The following is a 21,829-nucleotide window of genomic DNA, read 5'->3' on the forward strand; positions in this document are numbered from 1 at the left end:
CTTGAATTTCTCACAAGGGCAGATTTAGAAGCGAACTTCTTCGTCGCCAGCGGCGAGCCGCCCTCGTTGGTGAGGCGTATATAGTCGCCACCTCTTCACACTGTCAACAGCCTTCTCAGATGTTTTTGAACTTTTTGCGACAGAAGTTTCGGCCCCTGCCTGTTGATAGCCGGCTGCCCCAACGGAACGGGGATAACACGGATGGCGGCCACCAGGGAGCCCTATTGCCGCCGCATTGCGGTTCGACACCGGCACCAACGAAGGAGGCGCCCGCGCACCCCCCGCGCGAGGCCTTCTATAAGGGACTGTGGGAAGACCAGTTACAAGAGACGCGCGGTTGGGGATTTCGGCCTAGGCTTGGCGTTTCGTTGACTTAAACCGCCGTGACAGGCAAATGTCATGCGCACAACAAAAGCGACAAGCCGTTCCGCCCGGGGAAGAAGCAGCCTTTCTGGATGCCAGATACGGAAGATGTCATAGCCGAACTCGGCAACGAGCCGCCGCTGATCGCGGATGGCCGGAGCGGCCCGCCCGATCGGCGCGAGGTATCGGCGCGCTGGCTGTCGGGCACTTTTCTCACCGGCGTGACGTCCAGTGTCCTGATGGGCGTGGCGCTGTTCGCCGCGCTCGACGGGCGCCAGCAATTGGCGACGCCACCCGAGATCGCCGAGCTCGCCCATATGGAAAACGGCGGCGATTCCGGCGAAATGGCCAAGACCACCAGGCTGGTGGCGCCGCGCCAGATCGCCAAGGCCAAGGACCGCCGGCGCATGGAAGTGTCGATGGTCACCAAGGTCGGCGACCGCGACGTCATCCACACCATGCCTTTCGTGCAGATCAAGATGGCGCTGGCCGCCGGCCACACGACCAACCGCCCCTACCCGCCCTTCGACCCGATGCAGGTGTTCAGCGACGACGGCGACGACAATGCCGGCCAGCCGGCGCCAGCGGCCGTCGCCGGCCAGATCTATGGCGCCAAGGTCGAAAGCGAGATGTCGCTGAAGACCGTCGATTTCCCGATCGAGACGGCGTCCTTCGACGAGAAGAGCGACCTGTCCGCCGACGAGGTGGAAAAGGTGGTGCGCGAGGCCGGCACCGATCTCAGCGACGGCGCCATCCAGGTCGCCTCCTTGCACTATGTCGATCCGCAGCGATTCGGCGATGCCTTCGCCGAAAGCATGGCCGGCTCCTACGACGTGAAGATCGTGCCCGAGAATGTCTCGGTCTCGCCGCGCGTCGAGGCGGACGATCAGACGCCGGCCTTCGCCGAGGAAATCATCCCCTTCACCAAGGACACCGACATCGCCGAGGCCTTTGCTGATTCGGGCTATACCGGCGGCGACGCCACCGGCATGGCCGAGGCGATCGGCAAGCTTTTGAACGCCCCGGCGCTGAAGGCGGGAACCGTGCTGCGCGTCGGGCTCGAAATCCATGGCGACGCCGCCAAGGTGGTGCGCACCAGCGTCTATGACCGGACCCAGCACATCGTCACCATCGCGCTCGACGATCGCGGCCAGTACGTGCCGGCGCAGGAGCCCGAGCCCAATCCCGAGCTGCTGACCGCATTCGACGATTCGCCGCCGGTGATCGTGCGCGGCAACCTGCCCAACATCTATGACGGCATCTACCGCGCCGCCTATTCCTACGGCATGTCGAAGAAGCTGACCCAGCAACTGGTCAAGCTGCTCGCCTCGGATGTCGACTTCCAGTCGCGGCTCAGCCCCTCGGACAGGATCGACGTGCTGTTCTCGCAGCCGGACGGCGACGACCAGGCCTCCGACGAATCCGAATTGCTTTATGTCTCGGCGACCTTCGGCGGACAGCTGCGCAACTTCTATCGCTTCCAGATGCAGGACGGCGGCACCGACTATTTCGACGAGAACGGCTCCAGCGCCCAGCAGTTCCTGCTGCGCAATCCGCTGCCGGCGGGAAAATTCCGCTCCGGCTTCGGCGCCCGCCGGCATCCGATCCTCGGCTATGTCCGCATGCACACCGGCGTCGACTGGGCCGCCCCGATCGGCACGCCGATCATCGCCGCCGGCAACGGCACCATCGAGAAGGCCGGCTGGGCCGGCGGCTATGGCAAGCAGATCATCATCCGCCACGCCAACGGCTACGAGACCTCCTACAATCACCAGACCGCCTTTGCCAAAGGCATCGAGCCAGGCGTCCATGTCCGCCAGGGCCAGGTCATCGGCTATCTCGGCCAGACCGGCCTCGCCACCGGCCCGCATCTTCACTACGAGCTGATCGTCAACGGCACCAAGGTCGATCCGATGCGCGTTCGCCTGCCGGTCGGCAAGGTGCTGAAAGGCGACGACCTGGTTGCCTTCAAGCGCGAGCGCGAGCGTATCGACGACCTGCTCAAGCAGGAAGACAACAATCCGCTCAAGGTCGCCAGCGCCAAGGTCGAAGGATAGGTTGGCGAGCGAATCGCCTGTCGCCCGCGACGAATCAGTTTCGTGGCGAATCAGCCTGTGGATCATCCCCTCGGCGTGGCCACGGCAGCGCCTGGCCGGAAACCGTCATCCAGGCGATGACGGCCGCAAGCAGGCAGAGCAGCGTGGTGACGGCGGCGACGGCCGCGAAGGCCGCGTCACTGGCGGCGAGCCTTGCGGCTTCGAGATCCGATGCAAGCCCTGCCGGCGCCTGTTGTCCGAAACCCGGAATGCCGGGCGCAGCGCCGGTGTTCAGTGCGTAGACCCAGGCCGCGAGCGAACCCATCGCCGCAACCGCGATCAGGCCGCCGATGCGCGAGACCGCATTGTTTATGCCCGAGGCGGCGCCGGTGTCCTTGTCCTCGACCGCCGTCATGATCGCGGTCGACAGCGGCGACACGACCAGCGCCATGCCGAGCCCCATCAGCGCCATCAATGGAAAGGTCCCGGTCCAGAAATTGTGGATGCCGGCATGGGTGAGCAGCGCCAGCCCGGCAAAGGCAAAGGCAACGACCAGGCTGCCGGCGGCGATCGGGAATCTCGGCCCGATCTTGTCCGACCACTGGCCGACAGGTCCCGACAGCAGCGCGATCGATGCCGACAGCGGCACGAAAATGAAGCCGACCTCGGCCGTGCTCAGCCCCCAGCCGGCAATCAGCAGCATCGGCAGGTAGAACAGATTGGCCGACAGCGCGAAATAGAGAAAGAAGGTCGCGAGATTGGCGCCGGCGAAGGCACCGATCCGAAACAGCGACAGGTCGATCATCGGCTCGCGATGCTGGCGCTCGAAGAAAACGAACACGACAAGCAGCACCAGGCCGGCTGCGATGCTCGGCCAGGACATTTGGCCGCCGCCCTCGGCGCTCATCGAGGTCAGGCCGTAGGCCAGCAATCCGAACGCCAGCGTGGCGAGTCCGGCGCCACCGAGGTCGAGGCTGCGCTTTTCCGTGGCGTCATCGGCCGGCACCTTGGCCAGGAGAAGATAGATCGAGATGAGGCCCAGCGGCAGGTTGATGGCGAAGATCGCCCGCCAGATGCCATTGCCGAAGGTGGACAGGACGAGGCCGCCCAGAACCGGACCGAGCGCGGTCGTCAGCGCCGAGGCCGCAGCCCAGACGCCGATCGCACGGCCGCGCTCCTTCTTCGGATAGGCCTTGGCGATGATGGCGAGGCTGCCCGGCACCATGATGGCGGCGCCGATCCCCTGGATGGCGCGGAAGCCGATCAGCACGCCGGCATTGGGCGCCAGCGCGCAGGCCAGCGAAGCGGCGATGAACAGCGCAATGCCGGTCACGAATGCGCGCCTGAGCCCGAACCGGTCGCCGGCGGCACCGCCTGCCAGGATCAGCGCCGATAGCGTCAGCGCATAGGCGTTGGAAATCCATTGCACCTCGGCCAGGCTGGCGCCGAGATTTTCCCGCAGCGCCGGCATCGCGATGGCCAGGACCGAGCCGTCGATGAAACCGAGCGCGGACGCCAGGATCGCCGCGATCAGCACGAACTTGCGCTGCGCCTGCGGGCAGAACGTGCCGTTCGCACGCTGCGCGGTCGAAAGCGAATCGGCGATGTTTTCGTCCGAAGCTGACATGACAGCCTGCTTAGCTCTGCGGTGAGGTCGCGGCAACAAGCCACAAGATTGCTGCTCTTGAAACCAGATTGCGTCGGCAGGACGGCCAGGAGGGCCGGCACTTATGATGCAAACGAAGCGTCGCGTGCTAGGTTCCGACCCGCCAACCGAACCAGCGCCAAAAGGGGAAACCATGAAGCGGCCACTCGAACCGTCGGCGGAGGCTCGCGGGCGCGTCGTCGGCATCACCGACGGCGTCTTTGCCATCGCGCTGACCTTGATCGTTCTCGAGATCAGGGTGCCGCCGCACGAAGCGGTCCATTCCGAGGGCGAGTTGCTGGCGGCGATCACGGCACTCGCCCCGCGCTTCCTGACCTATGCGCTGAGCTTCCTGACCCTGACCATCTTCTGGTTCGGCCAGCAAGCGCAGCATGGCCTGATCGCAAGATCGGACCGGCGGCTGGCAACGCTCAATCTCTGCTTTCTGGCCTTCATCGCGCTGCTGCCGTTCTCCACCGACCTGCTGGCCGATTTCCTCGAATTCCGGGTCGCGGTGCTCGTCTACTGGCTGAATCTTCTGATGCTTGGCGTGACGCTTTTCGCCAGCTGGTGGTACGCCGACAAGAACGAGATGCTGGCCGGCGACGTCGACGCCGAAACGAGGCGCACTGTCTACCAGCGCATCATCAAGGCGCAGATCCTGTGGGCGGTCGGCGCGGCACTTTGCCTGTTCAGCCCGCTGCTCAGTATCGCGTTCATCCTGCTGGCGCAGCTGGTCTATGCCGCCGCGCCGCGCGCCTCACTGCTGCGTAAATTCATCGGTTGAGGTCCCGCCGACATCGATGATCGTGGGTCCGCCGACGAACTCCACGGTGACGCCCGGCGACACCAGCTTGGCGAGTTCCCGTGCATCCCAGTTGGTCAGGCGCACGCAGCCATGGCTTTCGGTCTTGCCGATCTTGGACGGGTCGGGCGTGCCGTGGATGCCGTAGGTCGGCTTGTCCAGCGCAATCCACACCGAGCCGACAGGCCCGTTCGGCCCCGGCGGAATGGTCAGGATCTTGTCGTTCTGGCCCTGCTTGAAATTGATGCTCGGGTTGTAGGTGTAGTTCGGGTCGAGCGCGATACGCGACACGGTGTGAATGCCCGACGGCGATGGCGTGTCGGACGAGCCGATGGTGGCCGGATAGGCGGCGACCAGCTTGCCCGCAGCATCATAGGCGAAGACTTCCTTCTTGCCCTTGTCGGCCACGATACGGGCGACCGGCGTCGACACCAGCCTGCCGAAATTGGCAACCTTGATGATCGTGCCGGGGCGGTTGAAATCGAGGCCCTGATTGATCGACTTCAGATAGTTCTCGTCCATATGGAAACGCTCGGCCAGCGCTTCGGTGACGGAGGTGTAGCCCATGCGGTCGAGCTGCGCCTTCTGGCTGTAGTCTTCCGGGATCGACGCGACGTAGGGGCCGGCCGCGTCCTCGGGCGTGATCGTGTAGGAGGCGAACGCATCGCCGCCCGACTGCGCCAGCGCCGACTGAATGCCCACGGCGTCGGTCGAGCGCAGATTGCTGCCGGTGATCTCGTTGTAGGCGGCCAGCGCCTTGTCGACGTTGGAGCCGAATCGCCCGTCGATCACGCCCGGCGACGCGCCGGCGCGATCGAGCAGCACCTGCAGCGCCGCCACATCCTGGCGCGCGCCGAGCGACAGCGACGGGTCGACCGTGGCCTTGCCGCCGGTGTCCGGCGGCAGGGAAGCCTGCGTATCCTGATCCGGCTGCGCGGGGTTGATCGACGCCTCGTTCAGCGGTTGGCGCTTGACGGTATTCGGCTTCGGCGCCTCCGGGTAGGTGGCGGTGTTGCCTTCATCGTCCGGCACCGGGGGAAAGGCATCCACGGAATTGTCGCCATAGGGATCGTATTCGTCGGCCGGCGGCGGAATCACCCTGCCTTCCTCGTCCAGCTGCCTGCGGCGGAAGCGGGCCATGTCTTCGGGATCGTCGAGATAGTAGCGGTCGTCATCCTCGACCGGCGCGCGGCCGAGCTCCTGCATCCGCAGCTGCCGGCGCAGCGCCCTGCGATCGAGCCTGGTGCCCGGCGGCTGGATAGCGATGACCTTGCCGGTATCGGCATCGACTATGACGCGGTTTCCCCGGGCGTCGTAATAGACGTCGATGTTGCCGTCCTGGGCGAGAAGGATGCCGCCGGGAGCGCGGGCCTCCCTTTCCGCGCCGTCGCCACTCGGCGCCGCGAACGCGCCGGAAGACACCAATCCGGCGACAACAGCCGAAAGGCAGACGATCGTGCGCAACATTGTGGCCAACTCTCCGGTCCGTAATTGCCGCCGCGCGGCATGTCCCTTTGTGGCGAGCCCTTCGCCAGCAAACCATTTACCGAGCTTAAGGTTCCAACATGAACCGGGCATGAAGATGGCGGACTGCCGGCTGCTACAGCCCCAATTCCCTGCGTGTCTGTCTCGTCAGCTTGAGGACGACCAGGCGGTGGCTTTCGCCGAGATAGTCCTTCAGCGCCGCATCATCCATGCTCTGGCTTGTCTGGCGCTGGATCCATTTCATGCCGCGCGAGGCAAGATAGGGCGCGGGCCTGCAGCCTGGCTGCTCCTTCAGCACGTCATAGGCGATGTCGGAACATTTGAAGGTGACGAAGAGCTGTTCGCCCCCGTTCCAGCCACCAATGGCAAACACCTTGCCGCCGACCTTCCAGACGTGAGCGCCGCCCCACTGGACGACATGGGTCGCCCGGGGCAGCGAGGCGCAGAAGCTGTTGTAGTCATCTAGCGTCATGCGGGCCCCGCCATTTCAAACAAGAAGAACGGCGAAGCCCATTCAGGCTCCGCCGTTCCGGTAAGGCAAGGCGGTTCAGGCCGCCGCCTCGGTCGCCACGACCGTCGGCTTCGAGCGGAAGTTCAGCCGGTCGGAACCTGCGGTGACCTTGACTGTCGAGCCGTCGAGGATCTCGCCGAGCAGGATCTTCTCCGCCAGCGGATCCTGCAGCTCTTTCTGCATCACCCGCTTCAGCGGCCGCGCGCCATAGGCCGGATCGTAGCCCTTGGCCGCCAGCCACTCGATCGCGTCATGATCCAGCGACAGCGTGATCTTGCGGTCGGCGAGCAGGTTCTCCAGCCGCTTGAGCTGGATCTCGACGATGCGGTCCATGTCCTGCCGGCGCAGCCGGTGGAACAGGATCACCTCGTCCACGCGGTTGAGGAACTCCGGCCGGAACGAGGCCCTCACCACGCCCATCACCTCGTCGCGCACGGCATCGACATCCTGGTCTTCGCCGAGGCCGACGAGATATTCGGCGCCGAGATTCGAAGTCATGATAATCAGCGTGTTGCGGAAGTCGACCGTGCGCCCCTGGCCATCGGTCAGCCGGCCGTCGTCGAGCACCTGCAGCAGCACGTTGAAGACGTCCGGATGCGCCTTCTCGATCTCGTCGAACAGCACGACCTGGTAGGGCCGGCGCCGCACCGCTTCGGTCAGCGTGCCGCCTTCCTCATAGCCGACATAACCGGGAGGCGCGCCGATCAGCCGGGCGACCGAGTGCTTTTCCATGAACTCCGACATGTCGATGCGCACCAAAGCGTTTTCGTCGTCGAACAGGAAATTGGCGAGCGCCTTGGTGAGCTCGGTCTTGCCGACGCCGGTCGGGCCGAGAAACATGAACGAGCCGATCGGCCGGTTCGGATCCTGAAGTCCGGCGCGGGCCCGGCGCACCGCCTTGGAGACTGCCTGCACCGCCTCGCCCTGGCCGACGACCCGCTTGCCGATCTCGTCTTCCATGCGCAGCAGCTTCTCGCGCTCGCCTTCCAGCATCTTGTCGACCGGAATGCCGGTCCAGCGCGACACGATATGGGCGACGTGGTCGGGCGTGACCACCTCCTCGACCATGCCGGCCTTGCCGTCCTGCGCCTCGGCCTCCTTCAGCTTCTTTTCCAGCTCCGGGATCTTGCCATAGGCAAGCTCGCCGGCGCGCTGGAACTCGCCCTTGCGCTGGGCGATGGCCAGTTCGTTGCGCGCCTCGTCAAGCTGCTTCTTGAGGTCGGCGGCGAGCCCGAGCTTCTGCTTCTCGGCCTGCCATTTCGAGGTGAGCTCGGTGGACTCCTCCTCCAGCCCGGCAAGCTCCTTTTCCAGCCTGGCGAGCCGGTCCTTCGAGGCGTCGTCCTTCTCGACCTTGAGCGCCTCGCGTTCGATCTTGAGCTGCATGATGCGGCGGTCGATCTCGTCCAGCGCCTCCGGCTTCGAATCGACCTGCATCCGCAGCCGCGACGCGGCCTCGTCGACAAGGTCGATGGCCTTGTCCGGCAGGAAGCGGTCGGCGATATAGCGGTTCGACAGCGTCGCCGCCGAAACCAGCGCCGAATCGGAGATGCGCACCTTGTGATGCTGCTCGTACTTCTCCTTCAGTCCGCGCAGGATCGAGACCGTGTCCTCCACCGTCGGCTCGTTGACGAACACCGGCTGGAATCGGCGGGCCAGCGCCGGGTCCTTCTCGACATGCTTGCGGTACTCGTCGAGCGTGGTCGCGCCGACGCAGTGCAGCTCGCCGCGCGCCAGCGCCGGCTTCAGAAGATTGGACGCATCCATGGCGCCGTCTGCCTTGCCGGCGCCGACCAGCGTGTGCATCTCGTCGATGAACAGGATGATGCCGCCGGCGGCGGCCGTGACCTCGTTGAGCACCGCCTTCAGCCGCTCCTCGAACTCGCCACGATATTTGGCGCCGGCGATCAGCGCGCCCATGTCGAGCGCCATCAGCTGCTTGTCCTTCAGCGATTCCGGCACGTCGCCATTGACGATGCGCAGCGCCAGGCCCTCGGCGATCGCCGTCTTGCCGACGCCCGGCTCGCCGATCAGCACCGGATTGTTCTTGGTGCGGCGCGACAGCACCTGGATGGTGCGGCGAATCTCGTCGTCGCGGCCGATGACCGGATCGAGCTTGCCGGCGCGAGCGTCGGCCGTCAGATCCCGCGCGTACTTCTTCAGCGCATCATAGCCCTGCTCGGCGCTCGCCGAATCGGCAGTGCGGCCCTTGCGGACATCGTTGATGACTTGGTTCAGCGCCTGCGCGGTGACGCCGGCCTTGGACAGGATGTCGGCGGTCTTGGCCGACTTCTCCATGGCGAGCGCCTGCAGCAGCCGTTCGACGGTGACGAAACTGTCGCCCGCCTTTTTGGCCAGGTCCTCGGCGGTCGAGAACACCTTGGCCAGAGGCTGCGCCAGGTAAAGCTGGCCGTTGCCGCCTTCCACCCTGGGCATCGCCTCGAGCGCCGCCTCGACGCCCAGCTTGACGTCGCGGGCATTGCCGCCGGCACGCTCGATCAGCGACGCGGCCAGGCCCTCGTCGTCATCGACGAGCACCTTCAGCATATGTTCGGGCGTGAATTGCTGGTGGTTGCGCGAGAGCGCCATGGTCTGGGCGGACTGGATGAAGCCGCGCACGCGCTCCGAATATTTTTCAAGATTCATATCTGTCTCCTTCCATCACCGGCCCGCTTTGCGGCACCGGATCAGATTGCGGTGACGGACCCGCTCATTCGAGCCGGATCCTGTTCACGCGAGATATGGTGAAGGGACACGGGGCTCTCAAGGCGTCCAGGCGGCGCGGGATGCATATTATTCCAGCGCCGCGCAAATCGAAAACGGCGGAGATTTCTCTCCGCCGCTTGATGACCTGAAAACCGGACCCGATCAGTTGTTGACGTCGGCAGCAACCGGATCGCTGGAGGCGCCGTCGGCCGGCGCCGGATTGTCCTCGGCCGGTGCGGCATTGCCTTCGACAGGGGCGGCATTCACCGGTTCGGCACCGGCATTGTCGCTGCCGGTTTCCACCTGGCTATCGGCCTGGTCGGCACCGGTTTCGTCGGCATTGCCGCGTGCACGGCGCGGACGGCGCTGGCGGCGCGAGCCGCCATTGTCGGAGGCCGCTTCGTTGCGCTCTGCCTGGGCAGCGAGAGCCGCCGGCGAAAAACTGTCGAACAGCGGTGCCTGCTCGGCCGCGACGGCCGGCTCCGCCGGGGAGGCGCTTTCCGGCTGCGCCGGCGCCTCGTTGCGGCGGTTCTGGTCGAAGCGCTGGCCGCCATTTTCGCCGCGCTGGTTATAATCACCGCGCTGGCCGTTCTGGCCGTAGCCGCCGTTCGGACGGCGGTCGCGGTGGCGCCCGCCATTGTTGTCGCGCTGGCCATTGTCGCGGCCGTCGCGCCCACCGCCATCGCGGTTGCCGTTGTCCTGGTTGAAGGCCAGTTCGCCTTCGATCACCGGCTGTGGCCCGCCGCCATGGTTGGCCTGCGCAGCCGGGGCTTCCGCGGTATTGCTGTTGCCGATGTTGTTGTCGAACTCGTCGCGATCCTCGTCCGCATCGTCGTCGAAATCGTCGCGGTTCTGCTGGACGTTCTGGATCGGCATCTGCGCCTGCGCGGCGGCAATGATGCGATTGTAGTGCTCGGCGTGCTGGAGGTAGTTCTCCGCCATCACCCGGTCGCCGGAGCTTTGCGCGTCACGGGCGAGTGCGGCGTATTTTTCGGCGATCTGCTGAGCCGATCCGCGGATCTTCACGTCCGGGCCGTTGCTCTCGTAGTTGCGCGTCAGGGGATTGGGGCCCTTGCGGTTGTTGTTGTTGCCACCGCCGCCGCCATTGTTGTTGCGACCGCGCATGCGCCTGTTCTGCTGTTGTGGCCTCATTCGACTCTCTTCAGTGTGAAATTTTCGAAAACTTTTTTACGAACGGAGGCGCTCATGCAGCCAGCCGTTTCGTTTCTTCACCGGCGTTCGCCCGCATCAATTGCGTTGGCGCCACGTGCCATCCTGTTCCGGTTACATCACTTGCCGGACGATTCCCGCACGAAGCATTGGCGTCGATTGCGCAAGAAGGCAGCTATTTCCAAGGAAAACCGAATCGCTAAGAGCACTGCCTGCTTCGTCTCATCCGGTTACTTCGACCCTAGCTGCATTCCCGGGCATTGCCAAGCCCTATTTCGCACTGCATCAGGGGTTTGCGCGTTCGAACACCAGAACCCTGTCGTTTCCGCCGAGGTCGCGGAACATACCGGACAACCGGTAGCCGGCTGCCATGAAGATGTCCGTGACTTCGTTCCGTTGCGTGTGGCCGATCTCGACCGCAACCCTGCATTCGGCTTCCAGAAACCTTGTCGCCTCAGCGGCGATGATCCGGTAGGGACCAAGACCGTCCGCACCGCCATCAAGGGCCAGATGCGGATCGAAATCGCGGACCTCGTCCTGCAGATTTCCTATGTCTCGACTGGGTATATAGGGAGGGTTTGCGGCAATTACATGGTACCGGCCGGAAACTTTTGCAAACCAGTTGGATTCAAGCGTTTCGAACCTGTCGGCCAGGCCCAGATCGCAGGCATTGCGCATGGCGGTGGCCAGCGCGCCCCCGGCAATGTCGACACCCGTGGCGACAGCGCCGGGAACGGCGCTGAGCAGAGCCAGCGCGATGGCGCCGGTACCGGTGCCGAGATCGAGGATGCGGCATTCGCCAAGCCGCTCCGCTGTCGCCCTGGCGAAGGGCAGGATCGCCTCGACCAGCGTCTCGGTGTCGGGCCGCGGCTCCAGCGTTTCGGGTGAAAGCCCAAGCCGCAGGCCGTAGAACTCGCGAAACCCGAGGATACGGTGCACCGGCTCGCCTGCGACGCGCCGTCGCAGGGCCACATCGATTGCCGCAATCGCGTCCTCCCGCACCGTTTGCGACGGCTCGGCGATGGCCTGGGTGCGGGTCGTTCCGGAAAAATGCTCGACCAGCAGCCTGGCATCCAGCGCCGGATCGGCCACACCGGCGGCGGCAAGACGATGACGCGCCTCCCGCAGCAGCGGCCCGAGCGTGCCGGGCAAGATGTCAGCCATCGAGGCCGATGTCGGCGAGCAGCTTCGACTGGTGGTCGGCGATCAGCGCATCGACGACCTCGTCGAGCTCGCCCATCATCACCCGGTCGAGCTTGTAGAGGGTGAGGTTGATGCGATGGTCGGTGAGGCGCCCTTGCGGAAAGTTGTAGGTGCGGATGCGCTCCGAGCGGTCGCCCGAGCCGACCTGCGACTTGCGCGATTCCGAACGCTCCTCGTCCGCCTTGCTGCGCTCCATGTCATAGAGCCGGGCGCGCAGGATCTGCATGGCCTTCGCCCGGTTCTGGTGCTGCGATTTCTCCGCCTGCACCACCATGATGCCGGTCGGCAAATGGGTGATGCGGACGGCCGAATCGGTGGTGTTGACGTGCTGGCCGCCTGAACCCGAGGCCCGCATCGTGTCGATGCGGATGTCTTCGGCCCGGATTTCGATATCGACCTCTTCGGCCTCCGGCAGCACGGCGACGGTCGCCGCGGAGGTGTGTATGCGCCCGCTGGCCTCGGTCGCCGGCACGCGCTGCACGCGATGCACGCCGGACTCGAACTTCAGGTGCGCGAACACGCCCTTGCCCGAGACCGTAGCGATGATTTCCTTGAAACCGCCTGCATCGCCGTCGCTGGCCGACACGGTCTCGAACCGCCAGCCGCGTTCGGCGGCATAGCGCTCATACATGCGAAACAGGTCGCCGGCGAAAAGAGCGGCTTCATCGCCACCGGTGCCGGCGCGGATTTCGAGGATGGCATTCTTGTCGTCGGCGGCATCCTTGGGCAGAAGCAGGATCTGGATATCCTTCTGCAGCGCCTCGATGCGCTCCTCCACCCCTGGCAGGTCCGCCTCGGCGAGCGCCCGCATCTCGGCATCGGTGCCCTTGTCGGCGAGCATCGCTTCGAGGTCGGCCTGCTCGTGCTCGGCCGAGCGCAATTCCCTGACCTTGGCCACCATGTCCTGCAACTCGGCATATTCAGATGCCATCTTCACATAGGCATCCGGCGCCGGGCCGGCCGACATCTGCGCTTCGAGCATCTCGAAACGCTTGACGACTTGATCCATGCGGTCGCGCGGCAGGTTGATCATGGCGGATTCTATAGCGGAATGGAGCGGTCGTCGGCAAAGGCCTGCAGCAGCGCCCGCATCGGCAGCCCTTGCGCCGGCGCCATCAGATTGTCGGCGAAGAAGGCCTGCAATTCGTCGAGCGGCAGTTCCGTCAGCATCGCCTTGACCGGGCCGATCGAGGCCGGCGACATCGAGATCGAGCGGAAGCCGAGGCCGATCAGCGCCATCGCCGATATCGGTTTTCCGGCGAGTTCCCCGCACAGCGTCACCGGCGTGTGGTTGCGGGCGCCGGCATCGGCGATCTGCTTCAGCACCCGCAGGAACGGCGCCGACAGCGTGTCGAAACGGTCGGACAATTGCGTGTTGCCGCGATCGACCGCCATGACGAACTGGAACAGGTCGTTGGAGCCGACCGAGACGAAGTCGACCGCCTTCATCAGCTCGTCGAGCTGGAACAGCAGCGACGGCACTTCGAGCATCGCGCCGAGCTTCAGGCTGGTCGGCAGGTGGTGGGCAAAGCGCGACAGATGCCTGACCTCGCGATCGATGATCTCGCGCGCCTGGGCGATCTCGCCGAGCTCCGTCACCATCGGCAGCATCAGCTTCAGCTCGCGGCCGCCGCACGCTTTCAGCAAGGCGCGGATCTGCGTCCTCAGCAGGCCCGGGCGGTCGAGGGTGAGCCGGATCGCCCGCCAGCCAAGCGCCGGGTTCTCCTCCTGCAGCGCGCCCTTGAAGTAGGGCAGCACCTTGTCGCCGCCGATGTCGATGGTGCGGAAGGTCACCGGCTTGCCGCGCGCCGCTTCGAGCACGTCGCGGTAGAGCCGCTCCTGCGCTTCGGCGCGCGGGAAGGTCGAGGCGACCATGAATTGCAGCTCGGTGCGGAACAGGCCGATGCCGGCCGCGCCAGACTCGGCAAGCTGCGGCAGGTCGACGGCGAGGCCGGCGTTCATCAGGAGGTCGACCGCAACACCGTCCTTGGTCACCGACGGCTTCTTGCGCAGCTCGCGATAGACCTCCTGCCGGCGGGCGCGGAAGCGCACCTTCTCGGCATAGGCGGCCTCGAGGTCGGGCTGCGGCCTGAGATGGATCGTGCCCTCTTCGCCGTCGACGATGATGGCATCGCCGTTTTCCGCCATCGAAACGGCGCCCTTCATCTGCCCGGCGACGGGAATGCCCATGGCGCGCGCCACGATGACGACGTGGCTGGTCGCCGCCCCATCCTCCAGCACCACGCCGCGCAGCTTGTCGCGCGGATAGTCGAGCAGCTCGGCGGCGCCCATCGAACGGGCGACGAGGATGGCATCCTTCGGCAGCGACGCCGCGACATCCTCCGGCCCGCGCCCCATCAGCTGGCGCAGCAGGCGGTTGGCAAGGTCGTCGAAATCGCTCATCCGCTCGCGCAGATAGGGGTCGGTCATGTGCAGCATGCGGGCGCGCATGTCGCTCTGCACCTTCTCCACCGCCGCTTCCGCCGTCAGGCCGTTGCGGATCGCTTCCTCCAGCCGGCGCACCCAGCCGCTGTCGTTGGCGAACATGCGGTAGGCCTCGAGCACCTCGCGGTGCTCGCCCTCGAAGGCGACCTCGCGGCGCTCCAGCATGTCGTCGATGGACAGCCTCAGCGAGCCGAGCGAGGCCTGCAGCCGGCGGACTTCCTCCTCGCTGTCCTCGTTGAACAGATTGGTGACGACGATGCGCGGCTCGTGCAGCACGACATGGCCGAGCCCGACGCCTTCGTTGAACGAGAGGCCGGTGAAGCTGACCGGGCGGCGCAGGTCGAGCTCCAGACCCGGGCGGGTCAGCCTGGCGAGATCGCCGGTGGCGATCATCTCGGCGATGACCATTGCCGTCGTTTCCAGAGCCTCGACTTCATCGTCGCGGTAGTGGCGCATGGTCTTGTTCTGCACCACGAGCACGCCAAGCGTCCGCCCCGCCCTGAGCACTGGCACCCCGAGGAAGGAGTTGTAGATCTCTTCGCCGGTCTCCGGCAGGTAGGCGAAGGCCGGATGCTCCTGCGCGTTGGAGAGGTTGAGCGGCCGTGCGCTGGCGGCGATGGTGCCGACGAGACCTTGGCCGAGCCGCAACTGCGCCAGGTGGACGGCGTTCGGATTGAGACCTTCGGTGGCGTAGAGCTCGAGCACCGAATCGGCGCGCAGCACATAGAGCGAGCACACCTCGGCGACCATGTTGGAGGCGATGTCGCGCACGATGCGGTCGAGCCGCTCCTGCGGCTCCAGCGGCTCCTGCATGAGCTCGCGGAGCCGCTTCAGCAGAACGCGCGGGCCACTGGCCGTATCACGCATCGCGGCTTCTTCTCCAATAGAGTCCTTGCCGGCGCAGTTTCCGCCGCGCCCGGCACTCACGCAACAACTGATTCAGTCTTGCTATTGCTTATCCAGACCGTAGACGGAATGCAAAGTGCGAACCGCCAATTCGGTATACGGACCGTCGATCAGTATCGAAATCTTGATCTCGGAAGTGGTGATGGCCCGGATATTGATCGCCTTGTCGGCCAGCGCCTTGAAGGCGGTGGCGGCGACACCCGCGTGGCTGCGCATGCCGATGCCGATGACCGACACCTTCGACATGCCGGCTTCCGACTGCACCACGTCATAGCCGACATCGGCTTTCAGGCGCTCCAGCACCGCAAGCGCCTTGTCGACGTCGCCCGACGGCACCGTGAAGGTCATGTCGGTGAACTTGCCGTCCTCGGAGATGTTCTGGACGATCATGTCGACATTGATGTTGGCTTCGGCCAGCGGCCCGAAGATGCCGGCGGCAACGCCGGGACGATCGCCGACGCGGCGCAGCGAAATCTGCGCCTCGTCCTTGGCGTAGGCAATTCCGGTGACGACCTGCTGTTCCACGATCTCTTCCTCGTCGCAAATAAGCGTTCCGGGCGGATTGAGCAAATCCCCCATTCCGGGCGCGTCGGGATCGTCGAAGGACGACCGCACGAAGGTACGCACCCTGTGCACCATGGCAAGCTCGACCGAGCGCACCTGCAGCACCTTGGCGCCGAGCGAGGCCATTTCGAGCATTTCCTCGAAGGAAATCTTGGCCAGCCGCCGCGCCTTCGGCTCGATGCGCGGATCGGTGGTGTAGACGCCGTCGACATCGGTATAGATGTCGCAGCGGTCGGCCTTGACCGCCGCCGCGATCGCCACGGCGCTGGTGTCGGAGCCGCCGCGGCCGAGCGTTGCGATGCGGTTGTCCGGGCCGATGCCCTGGAACCCGGCGATGACGGCCACCTGGCCCTCGCCGAAGCGCTTGATCAGGAAGCCGCCGTCGATGTCGAGAATGCGCGCCGCGCCATGCGCGTTGTCGGTCTTGATCGGGATCTGCCAGCCCTGCCAGGAGCGGGCATGAACGCCCATGTTCTGCAGCGTGATCGCCAGGAGACCGGCCGTGACCTGCTCGCCGGAGGCGACCACGGCGTCATATTCGCGCGCGTCGTGCATCGGCGAGGCCTCGCGCGTCCAGCCGACCAGTTCATTGGTCTTGCCGGCCATCGCCGAGACCACGACCGCGACCTCATGGCCGGCGTCGACCTCGCGTTTGACATGGCGCGCCACGTTGCGGATGCGGGCGATGTCGGCGACGGAGGTTCCGCCGAATTTCATCACGATGCGCGCCATGGAAACGAAATGCCTTTGACTGGATGCTGGGCCGTGGGGCCGAAAAACACGCCGGCCAAGGCCGGGTGCTGAATGCGCGGCCTCCTTAGCCAAATGATCAGGATTTCGCAAGCGATGGCGCGCAACAACGATTCGCGCTGAAAATATCGGGGTTGCTGACAGATTTGAGCACCAGGTCATGCGATAGATGAGCCTGGAAGCCCGACAACGAGGAGGATAGATGGCCGAGACCCTGGAAATCGTCACCTTCCGGCTGAAGCCCGGAACCGAAGCAGGCTTTGTCGCCGGCAACGGCCTGCTCAGCGACTGGCTGGCGCGGCAGCCCGGTTTCCTCAGCCGCTGCCTGGCCAGGCAGGACGACGGCGGCTGGGTCGATCTGGTGCGCTGGCAGAGCCGCGAGCAGGCGCTTGCCGCCGCCGGTCGGATCATGGCCGAGATCGGCGATTGCCAGGCGATGCGGGCCATCGATCCCGCCAGCGTCGACATGAAGCATCTGGCGGTGGCGCTCGCCGTCTGACCTTGATCCCGCTGCCGGCGGATTCCTGGCGTGCTGGGACGCCGATCCTCATTCCAGCCGCGCCGCGCTTCGCCACAGGCCGGGGTAATCGAGGACGAAACCAGCCGGTGAAACTTCCAGGATCGCGTTGTAGCCGAACATCGGCGCATCATAGCCGTAACGAGTATCGTCGAGCCGCCGGTAGCTCTGCTCGAGGCGCATCAGCCTGAGTTCGGGAAAGGCCAGATAGGCGGCCGGCGCGGGCGTCGACATGCCGACTCCGAGGTCGAAGCGGCGGATCGCCAGGAGGTTCGTGGCGGGCGTGAAGCCGAGATCGACGTCGATCAGCCCGGCGACCTCCGCCTGGCCGGCGCCGTTCAGCGTCCAGCCGCCATCGGCAAGCCGCTCGATCTCAAAGTGCAGGGTTTCCGCGCCGAGAAAACCGTCGACGCACGCCGAGCGCGTCCGCCAGCCGGAATCGCAGTCGGCTTCATAGGCGAGGCTGCATGGCTTGTCGTCATGGACGAAGAGCGCATGGCCCCTGAGTTTCCAACCGTCGCCCGCATCGGAAAGCAGGCAGGCATCGTGCCCTTCCAGGTCGAGCCGCCGCCATAGGATCGAAGAGTGCGGGCGCATGATCACGCTCCTGTTTGAAACATCATGCCTCATCATTCGTCCGTCAGGGCAATGCCGTTGCCGTTGCGGGCCGACGAAACTGCCATGTGCTGACAGAACGCCTCCGCCCGACCGCCGGCGCGCGCAGGCTCGCTGTTCGCTCGTGGCAGCAGTCGAAAAAAGCCGCCTTGACATTCGCGGCCAGGCAACCGACTTCCTAGCACTTTGATTTTACGCATGATCCTTTCCGAAAATCGAAAGCGATTTTCGGGGTCATGCGTCAGGAGATCCGCCCATGCCAGAGCCCCGACGGTCGACGATCGATGCCGGAGAAGTGGAACGCTTTTCCGCGCTGGCCGCCGAATGGTGGAACCCCAACGGCAAGTTCCGGCCGTTGCACAAGTTCAATCCGGTGCGGCTTGCCTATATCCGCGACCAGGTGGCGGCGCGCTTCGGCCGCGATCCGCGCGCGGCCAGACCGTTCGAAGGCCTGCGCTTCCTCGACATCGGCTGCGGCGGCGGTCTGCTGTGCGAGCCGATGGCGCGGCTCGGAGCCGAAGTGGTCGGCGCCGATGCCTCCGCCACCAACATCGAAGTGGCGAAGCTGCACGCGGCCGAGGTCGGCGTCAGCGTCGATTACCGCGCCACCACGGCTGAGGACCTCGCCGACGCCGGCGAGACATTCGACGTCATCCTCAACATGGAAGTGGTCGAGCATGTCGCCGACATCGACCTGTTCGTGGCCAAATGCGGCCAGATGGTCAAACCGGGCGGCATCATGTTCGTCGCCACCATCAACCGCACGCTGAAGGCGCTCGGCCTCGCCATCATCGGCGCCGAATATGTGCTGCGCTGGCTGCCGCGCGGCACCCACCAGTTCGGCAAGCTGGTACGGCCGGAGGAGCTGGAAAAAGCCCTCGGCGCGGCCAGCCTGACCATCATCGACCGCACCGGCGTCGTCTACCATCCGCTGGCCGACCGCTGGCAGCGGTCGAAGGACATGGACGTCAACTACATGGTCCTGGCCGAAAAAGCCTCGGTCTGACCTCGCCCTGTCAGGCTGCCTGGCTCCGCATCTTCAAGCTCGTCTGGTTCTGCGCCTTTGTGGTGATGAACACGCCGATCGTGATGATCACCGCGCCCGCCCAGGTCAGCAACTGATAGTGCTCACCAAGGAAGATCGTGCCGGCGAACAGGCCGACCGCGGCAGCGACATAGCCGATCTGGCTGAGATAGACCGGACCGCCGACCGCCTGCAGGCGGAAGAAGAAGGCAAACATCGCCGAGGCCGACGCCACCTGCCCGGCGACCACCAGCGGCACCGCGCCGAGCGGAGCGAATGCCTGCCAGCCGAATAGCGTCAGAATGCCGGCCAGCAGCAGCGTCGCCGAGGCCAGATGGCTGCCGACGGCAAGTTCGATCGGACCGGTGTCTTCGGGCCAGTCGACGGTGCGGTAGATGTTGCCGGCAGCGAGGCTGACCGGGATCAGCAATCCGACCGCTACCCAGAAGAACTCGGCCGGCTGGCCGGCCTCGCCGCGCGTGACCGCCACCATCACCGCGCCGGCGAAGCCGACCGCGATGCCGACGACACCGAGCAGGTTTGGCCGCCTGACGCCGAGCAGGATCGAGAACACCAGCGTGACGACGGGTGACAGCGTGAACATGATGCCGGTGTAACCGGCTCCGAGATGCGGGATGGCCGAGAACATCAGCAAATTGGGGACCGCATAGGACACGGCGGCGGTGACGAAAAAATAGCGTAATTTGTGCGCCGTCAACCGGATGCGTTCGCCGCGCACCAGAAGCGCCAGCAACAGCACGCCGCCGGCGCCGAGCGAGATGACGAAAGCCCAGACCATGGCCGGAACGCCGGCCGCCGTCGCCAGTTTGCCGAACGGCAGCGTCAGGCCGAGCAGGCCGCCGGTGACGACCAGCAGGCCGGCCGCCGAATCCCAGAGAAGTTTCATCGGATGGTCCCGTCGTTCAATCGCGGCGCTTGGCCGCTATTGTGTTTTGCGATAACATAGTACAAAGATTCTTTATGTCAAGATACTTTTCGGTGAGATAGATGGATCGGGCGGCAAGGGCGATCGAGCAGTGGCAAAGGGAACGGCCGGACCTGGACGTCTCGCCTATGGCCGTGATCGGACGGCTGAACGAAGCCGCCTCGCTGATCTCGCGCGAGCGGCTGGCGCCGCTGTTTGCCCGCTTCGGATTGCAGCAAGGCGAGTTCGACGTGCTGGCGACCCTGCGCCGCTCCGGCACGCCCTACGCCTTGACGCCGACCGATCTCTACGAGGCGACGATGGTGACCTCGGGCGCCATGACCGCCCGGCTGGACCGGTTGGAGAGGGCCGGTTTGATCGAACGCGCGCCGCATCCCAGCGACCGCCGCGGCGTGGTGGTGCGGTTGACGGAAAAGGGTTTGGCCTTGACCGACGAGGCGCTCGCCGCCCATGTCGCCAACGAACATGAAATCCTCGCCGGACTGACCGCGCCGGAGCGGGAGACACTGGCCAGTCTGCTTGGAAAGCTGATCGGAAGCCTGAGCTGAATGCTCAGTTGCGGTCGTCGGGAAAGCTGGGGATCGGCATGAACTCGACGCCATCCTCGACCAGACTCTTTGCCTCGTCGACCGTCGCCTCGCCATAGATGCCGCGCGGATCGGTCTCGCCGAAATGGATCTTGCGCGCTTCCTCGGCGAATTTGTCGCCAACATAGTCGGCATTCTCGCGCACCTTCTCGGCCATCGCCTTCAACTGCGCCAACGCCTGCTTCTGCGCTTCGCCCATGGCGAGCGCGATCTTTTCCTGCTTGCGCCCGGTCGAGACGGCCGGCGCCATCAGCGCCTTGTCGACCTTGTGCGAACCGCAGCTCGGGCAATCGACGAAACCGCGCTTCTTCTGGGTGTCGAAATCGTCGTTGCTCCGGAACCACGCCTCGAATTCGTGCTCGTGCTCGCAGATCAGGGAGAAACGGATCAAGAGGCGGCACCCCTGAGGCGTGGCGCCTCGCCGGCATTGACCGAGAACTCGCGCGCATTCTTGAGATTGGGAATCTTCCTGCGCGCGGCAAGCGACCGCGCCGGGTCGATCTCGGCGACGATCACTGCCGGCTGGTCGTGCGCCGCTTCCGCGACAATGCGGCCCCACGGGTCGACGATCAGCGAATGGCCATAGGTCTCGCGGCCGTCCTCGTGCAATCCGCCCTGGGCAGCGGCAATCACATAGGCGCCATTCTCGATGGCGCGGGCCCGAAGCAGCACATGCCAATGCGCCTCGCCGGTCTGCCGGGTGAAAGCGGCGGGCACCGACAACAGGTCGGCACCGGCCAGCGCCTCGGCGCGGAAGAGCTGCGGGAAGCGCAAATCGTAGCAGACGGCAAAGCCGAGCTTCGCGCCGCCGATCTCGGCGACGACAGCTTCGGTGCCCGGCTCGTAAGCGGCGGATTCGCGCCAACTCTCGCCATTGTCGAGATCGACGTCGAACATGTGGATCTTGTCGTAGCTGGCGATCGTCGCCCCATCCGGCGCGAACAGCATGGCGCGGTTTGCCAGCTTGCCGTCGGCTCGCAGGATGGCGGTCGAGCCGATGTGCAGGAAAATGCCGAGTTCCCTGGCCAGCTTCCTGGCGGTCGAGACGATGATGTCCTTGTCCTCGGAGGTGAAGGAGGCGGCACGCGCCTCCTTGTCGCGCACCAGCGCGCCGGTCATCTCGGGGGTCTGGACATAGCTGGCGCCAAGGCCTGCCGCCTCGCGCACGAGGTGCTCCAGATCGACCGCGTTGCGCTCCGGGCTCTCGCCCGAACGCATCTGCACCGCCGCTGCCTTGAAAACACCCATGGTCAAGCCCTCGAACCGTTGGCAAGCAACACATCGAGCCGGCCCTCCGCCTCCAGATCATGGAGGTCGTCGGATCCGCCGACATGCGTGTCGCCGATGAAAATCTGCGGAAACGTGGTACGGCCATGCGCTCTGGAAATCATCTCCTGGCGCAGTTCCGGCGAGAAGGAAGCATCATGCTCGGTATAGGCGACGCCCTTGCGGTCGAGGAGCCGCTTGGCTGCGGTGCAATAGCCGCACATCATCCGGGTATAGATCGTCACATCGATCATCAGCCAGCAATCCTGCCTATGCATGCGCCTGGAG

General features: G+C 65.3%; 20 protein-coding genes. 5 read left to right on the top strand and 15 right to left on the bottom strand.

All coding sequences use genetic code 11. The features are described from left to right. Positions 1–455 precede the first annotated feature (455 nt). Entirely contained in the window at positions 456–2,420 is a 1,965-nt protein-coding gene (locus tag EN786_RS13590; RefSeq protein ID WP_189340323.1) for a M23 family metallopeptidase, read from the top strand. A 34-nt stretch (positions 2,421–2,454) separates the two neighbouring features. Here EN786_RS13590 and EN786_RS13595 read toward each other — a convergent pair whose 3' ends face one another. Then, positions 2,455–4,026, bottom strand: a complete 1,572-nt coding sequence (locus EN786_RS13595) for an MFS transporter (RefSeq protein ID WP_127283193.1) — start codon at positions 4,024–4,026, stop codon at positions 2,455–2,457. 172 nt (positions 4,027–4,198) lie between these two features. Between EN786_RS13595 and EN786_RS13600 the strand changes: the two genes are divergently transcribed. Further along, positions 4,199–4,831, top strand: a complete 633-nt coding sequence (locus EN786_RS13600; protein WP_127286711.1) for a TMEM175 family protein — start codon at positions 4,199–4,201, stop codon at positions 4,829–4,831. On the opposite strand, the gene EN786_RS13605 is transcribed toward EN786_RS13600, so the two are convergent. From EN786_RS13605 to EN786_RS13640, 8 genes are all read right to left on the bottom strand, one after another. Continuing rightward, the gene (locus EN786_RS13605; RefSeq protein WP_127286712.1) at positions 4,805–6,316 is read right to left on the bottom strand and encodes a L,D-transpeptidase family protein; all 1,512 of its coding nucleotides are present in this window, start codon (positions 6,314–6,316) and stop codon (positions 4,805–4,807) included. The two genes, EN786_RS13600 and EN786_RS13605, sit on opposite strands and share 27 nt — an antisense overlap. A 133-nt stretch (positions 6,317–6,449) precedes the next feature. Next, entirely contained in the window at positions 6,450–6,806 is a 357-nt protein-coding gene (locus EN786_RS13610) for an MmcQ/YjbR family DNA-binding protein (protein WP_127286713.1), read from the bottom strand. 75 nt (positions 6,807–6,881) lie between these two features. After that, positions 6,882–9,488, bottom strand: a complete 2,607-nt coding sequence (clpB, locus tag EN786_RS13615; RefSeq protein WP_127311942.1) for an ATP-dependent chaperone ClpB — start codon at positions 9,486–9,488, stop codon at positions 6,882–6,884. Between the two features lie 222 nt (positions 9,489–9,710). Beyond that, positions 9,711–10,673, bottom strand: a complete 963-nt coding sequence (locus EN786_RS13620) for a DUF4167 domain-containing protein (protein WP_348642236.1) — start codon at positions 10,671–10,673, stop codon at positions 9,711–9,713. Positions 10,674–11,003: 330 nt separating this feature from the next. Beyond that, a complete protein-coding gene (prmC, locus tag EN786_RS13625) occupies positions 11,004–11,882 on the bottom strand; it encodes a peptide chain release factor N(5)-glutamine methyltransferase (RefSeq protein ID WP_127309167.1) in 879 nt (292 codons plus the stop codon). Continuing rightward, positions 11,875–12,954 carry a peptide chain release factor 1 gene (gene prfA / locus EN786_RS13630; RefSeq protein WP_127309168.1) on the bottom strand — a complete coding sequence of 360 codons (1,080 nt, stop codon included), beginning with the start codon at positions 12,952–12,954 and terminating at the stop codon, positions 11,875–11,877. Before prfA ends, prmC begins: the two co-directional genes overlap by 8 nt. Before the next feature lie 8 nt (positions 12,955–12,962). Then, positions 12,963–15,233, bottom strand: coding sequence for a phosphoenolpyruvate--protein phosphotransferase (gene ptsP / locus EN786_RS13635; protein ID WP_127309169.1), 2,271 nt, complete (start codon positions 15,231–15,233; stop codon positions 12,963–12,965). 81 nt (positions 15,234–15,314) lie between these two features. Continuing rightward, positions 15,315–16,568: an aspartate kinase gene (locus tag EN786_RS13640; RefSeq protein WP_127286051.1), complete on the bottom strand. Its 1,254-nt coding sequence runs from the start codon at positions 16,566–16,568 to the stop codon at positions 15,315–15,317. Positions 16,569–16,788: 220 nt separating this feature from the next. Here EN786_RS13640 and EN786_RS13645 point away from each other — a divergent pair, with 220 nt between their 5' ends. Continuing rightward, positions 16,789–17,085, top strand: coding sequence for a hypothetical protein (locus EN786_RS13645; protein ID WP_127309170.1), 297 nt, complete (start codon positions 16,789–16,791; stop codon positions 17,083–17,085). 48 nt (positions 17,086–17,133) lie between these two features. Here EN786_RS13645 and EN786_RS13650 read toward each other — a convergent pair whose 3' ends face one another. Both EN786_RS13650 and EN786_RS13655 read right to left on the bottom strand, forming a co-directional pair. Then, positions 17,134–17,700, bottom strand: a complete 567-nt coding sequence (locus EN786_RS13650) for a putative glycolipid-binding domain-containing protein (protein ID WP_127309171.1) — start codon at positions 17,698–17,700, stop codon at positions 17,134–17,136. A 32-nt stretch (positions 17,701–17,732) separates the two neighbouring features. Next, complete coding sequence (locus tag EN786_RS13655; RefSeq protein WP_127286048.1) at positions 17,733–17,918, bottom strand: hypothetical protein; 186 nt, start codon at positions 17,916–17,918, stop codon at positions 17,733–17,735. 56 nt (positions 17,919–17,974) lie between these two features. On the opposite strand from EN786_RS13655, the gene ubiG reads away from it, so the two are divergent. After that, the gene (gene ubiG / locus EN786_RS13660; protein WP_127286047.1) at positions 17,975–18,724 is read left to right on the top strand and encodes a bifunctional 2-polyprenyl-6-hydroxyphenol methylase/3-demethylubiquinol 3-O-methyltransferase UbiG; all 750 of its coding nucleotides are present in this window, start codon (positions 17,975–17,977) and stop codon (positions 18,722–18,724) included. A gap of 10 nt (positions 18,725–18,734) precedes the next feature. Here ubiG and EN786_RS13665 read toward each other — a convergent pair whose 3' ends face one another. After that, positions 18,735–19,649, bottom strand: a complete 915-nt coding sequence (locus EN786_RS13665; RefSeq protein ID WP_127309172.1) for a DMT family transporter — start codon at positions 19,647–19,649, stop codon at positions 18,735–18,737. Between the two features lie 101 nt (positions 19,650–19,750). Here EN786_RS13665 and EN786_RS13670 point away from each other — a divergent pair, with 101 nt between their 5' ends. Next, the gene (locus EN786_RS13670) at positions 19,751–20,236 is read left to right on the top strand and encodes a MarR family transcriptional regulator (protein WP_127286045.1); all 486 of its coding nucleotides are present in this window, start codon (positions 19,751–19,753) and stop codon (positions 20,234–20,236) included. Between the two features lie 4 nt (positions 20,237–20,240). On the opposite strand, the gene EN786_RS13675 is transcribed toward EN786_RS13670, so the two are convergent. Genes EN786_RS13675 through grxC form a run of 3 tightly spaced genes read right to left on the bottom strand, consistent with a single transcriptional unit; the run spans position 20,241 to position 21,795 of the window. Continuing rightward, entirely contained in the window at positions 20,241–20,666 is a 426-nt protein-coding gene (locus EN786_RS13675; protein WP_127286044.1) for a DUF1178 family protein, read from the bottom strand. Continuing rightward, positions 20,663–21,523: a carbon-nitrogen hydrolase family protein gene (locus EN786_RS13680; protein WP_127286043.1), complete on the bottom strand. Its 861-nt coding sequence runs from the start codon at positions 21,521–21,523 to the stop codon at positions 20,663–20,665. The genes EN786_RS13675 and EN786_RS13680 overlap by 4 nt, the downstream gene beginning before the upstream one ends. Before the next feature lie 2 nt (positions 21,524–21,525). Then, the gene (gene grxC / locus EN786_RS13685; protein WP_127286042.1) at positions 21,526–21,795 is read right to left on the bottom strand and encodes a glutaredoxin 3; all 270 of its coding nucleotides are present in this window, start codon (positions 21,793–21,795) and stop codon (positions 21,526–21,528) included. Positions 21,796–21,829: the final 34 nt, after the last annotated feature.

This window comes from Mesorhizobium sp. M4B.F.Ca.ET.143.01.1.1, assembly GCF_004792275.1.
Taxonomy (GTDB): Bacteria; Pseudomonadota; Alphaproteobacteria; order Rhizobiales; family Rhizobiaceae; genus Mesorhizobium; species Mesorhizobium abyssinicae.

Bases quoted from the DNA above. Each gene is read 5' to 3' on its own strand.
- EN786_RS13590 (WP_189340323.1), top strand. From the start codon at position 456: ATGCCAGATACGGAAGATGTCATAGCCGAACTCGGCAACGAGCCGCCG.
- EN786_RS13595 (WP_127283193.1), bottom strand. From the start codon at position 4,026: ATGTCAGCTTCGGACGAAAACATCGCCGATTCGCTTTCGACCGCGCAG.
- EN786_RS13600 (WP_127286711.1), top strand. From the start codon at position 4,199: ATGAAGCGGCCACTCGAACCGTCGGCGGAGGCTCGCGGGCGCGTCGTC.
- EN786_RS13605 (WP_127286712.1), bottom strand. From the start codon at position 6,316: ATGTTGCGCACGATCGTCTGCCTTTCGGCTGTTGTCGCCGGATTGGTG.
- EN786_RS13610 (WP_127286713.1), bottom strand. From the start codon at position 6,806: ATGACGCTAGATGACTACAACAGCTTCTGCGCCTCGCTGCCCCGGGCG.
- clpB (WP_127311942.1), bottom strand. From the start codon at position 9,488: ATGAATCTTGAAAAATATTCGGAGCGCGTGCGCGGCTTCATCCAGTCC.
- EN786_RS13620 (WP_348642236.1), bottom strand. From the start codon at position 10,673: ATGCGCGGTCGCAACAACAATGGCGGCGGCGGTGGCAACAACAACAAC.
- prmC (WP_127309167.1), bottom strand. From the start codon at position 11,882: ATGGCTGACATCTTGCCCGGCACGCTCGGGCCGCTGCTGCGGGAGGCG.
- prfA (WP_127309168.1), bottom strand. From the start codon at position 12,954: ATGATCAACCTGCCGCGCGACCGCATGGATCAAGTCGTCAAGCGTTTC.
- ptsP (WP_127309169.1), bottom strand. From the start codon at position 15,233: ATGCGTGATACGGCCAGTGGCCCGCGCGTTCTGCTGAAGCGGCTCCGC.
- EN786_RS13640 (WP_127286051.1), bottom strand. From the start codon at position 16,568: ATGGCGCGCATCGTGATGAAATTCGGCGGAACCTCCGTCGCCGACATC.
- EN786_RS13645 (WP_127309170.1), top strand. From the start codon at position 16,789: ATGGCCGAGACCCTGGAAATCGTCACCTTCCGGCTGAAGCCCGGAACC.
- EN786_RS13650 (WP_127309171.1), bottom strand. From the start codon at position 17,700: ATGCGCCCGCACTCTTCGATCCTATGGCGGCGGCTCGACCTGGAAGGG.
- EN786_RS13655 (WP_127286048.1), bottom strand. From the start codon at position 17,918: ATGCGTAAAATCAAAGTGCTAGGAAGTCGGTTGCCTGGCCGCGAATGT.
- ubiG (WP_127286047.1), top strand. From the start codon at position 17,975: ATGCCAGAGCCCCGACGGTCGACGATCGATGCCGGAGAAGTGGAACGC.
- EN786_RS13665 (WP_127309172.1), bottom strand. From the start codon at position 19,649: ATGAAACTTCTCTGGGATTCGGCGGCCGGCCTGCTGGTCGTCACCGGC.
- EN786_RS13670 (WP_127286045.1), top strand. From the start codon at position 19,751: ATGGATCGGGCGGCAAGGGCGATCGAGCAGTGGCAAAGGGAACGGCCG.
- EN786_RS13680 (WP_127286043.1), bottom strand. From the start codon at position 21,523: ATGGGTGTTTTCAAGGCAGCGGCGGTGCAGATGCGTTCGGGCGAGAGC.
- grxC (WP_127286042.1), bottom strand. From the start codon at position 21,795: ATGATCGATGTGACGATCTATACCCGGATGATGTGCGGCTATTGCACC.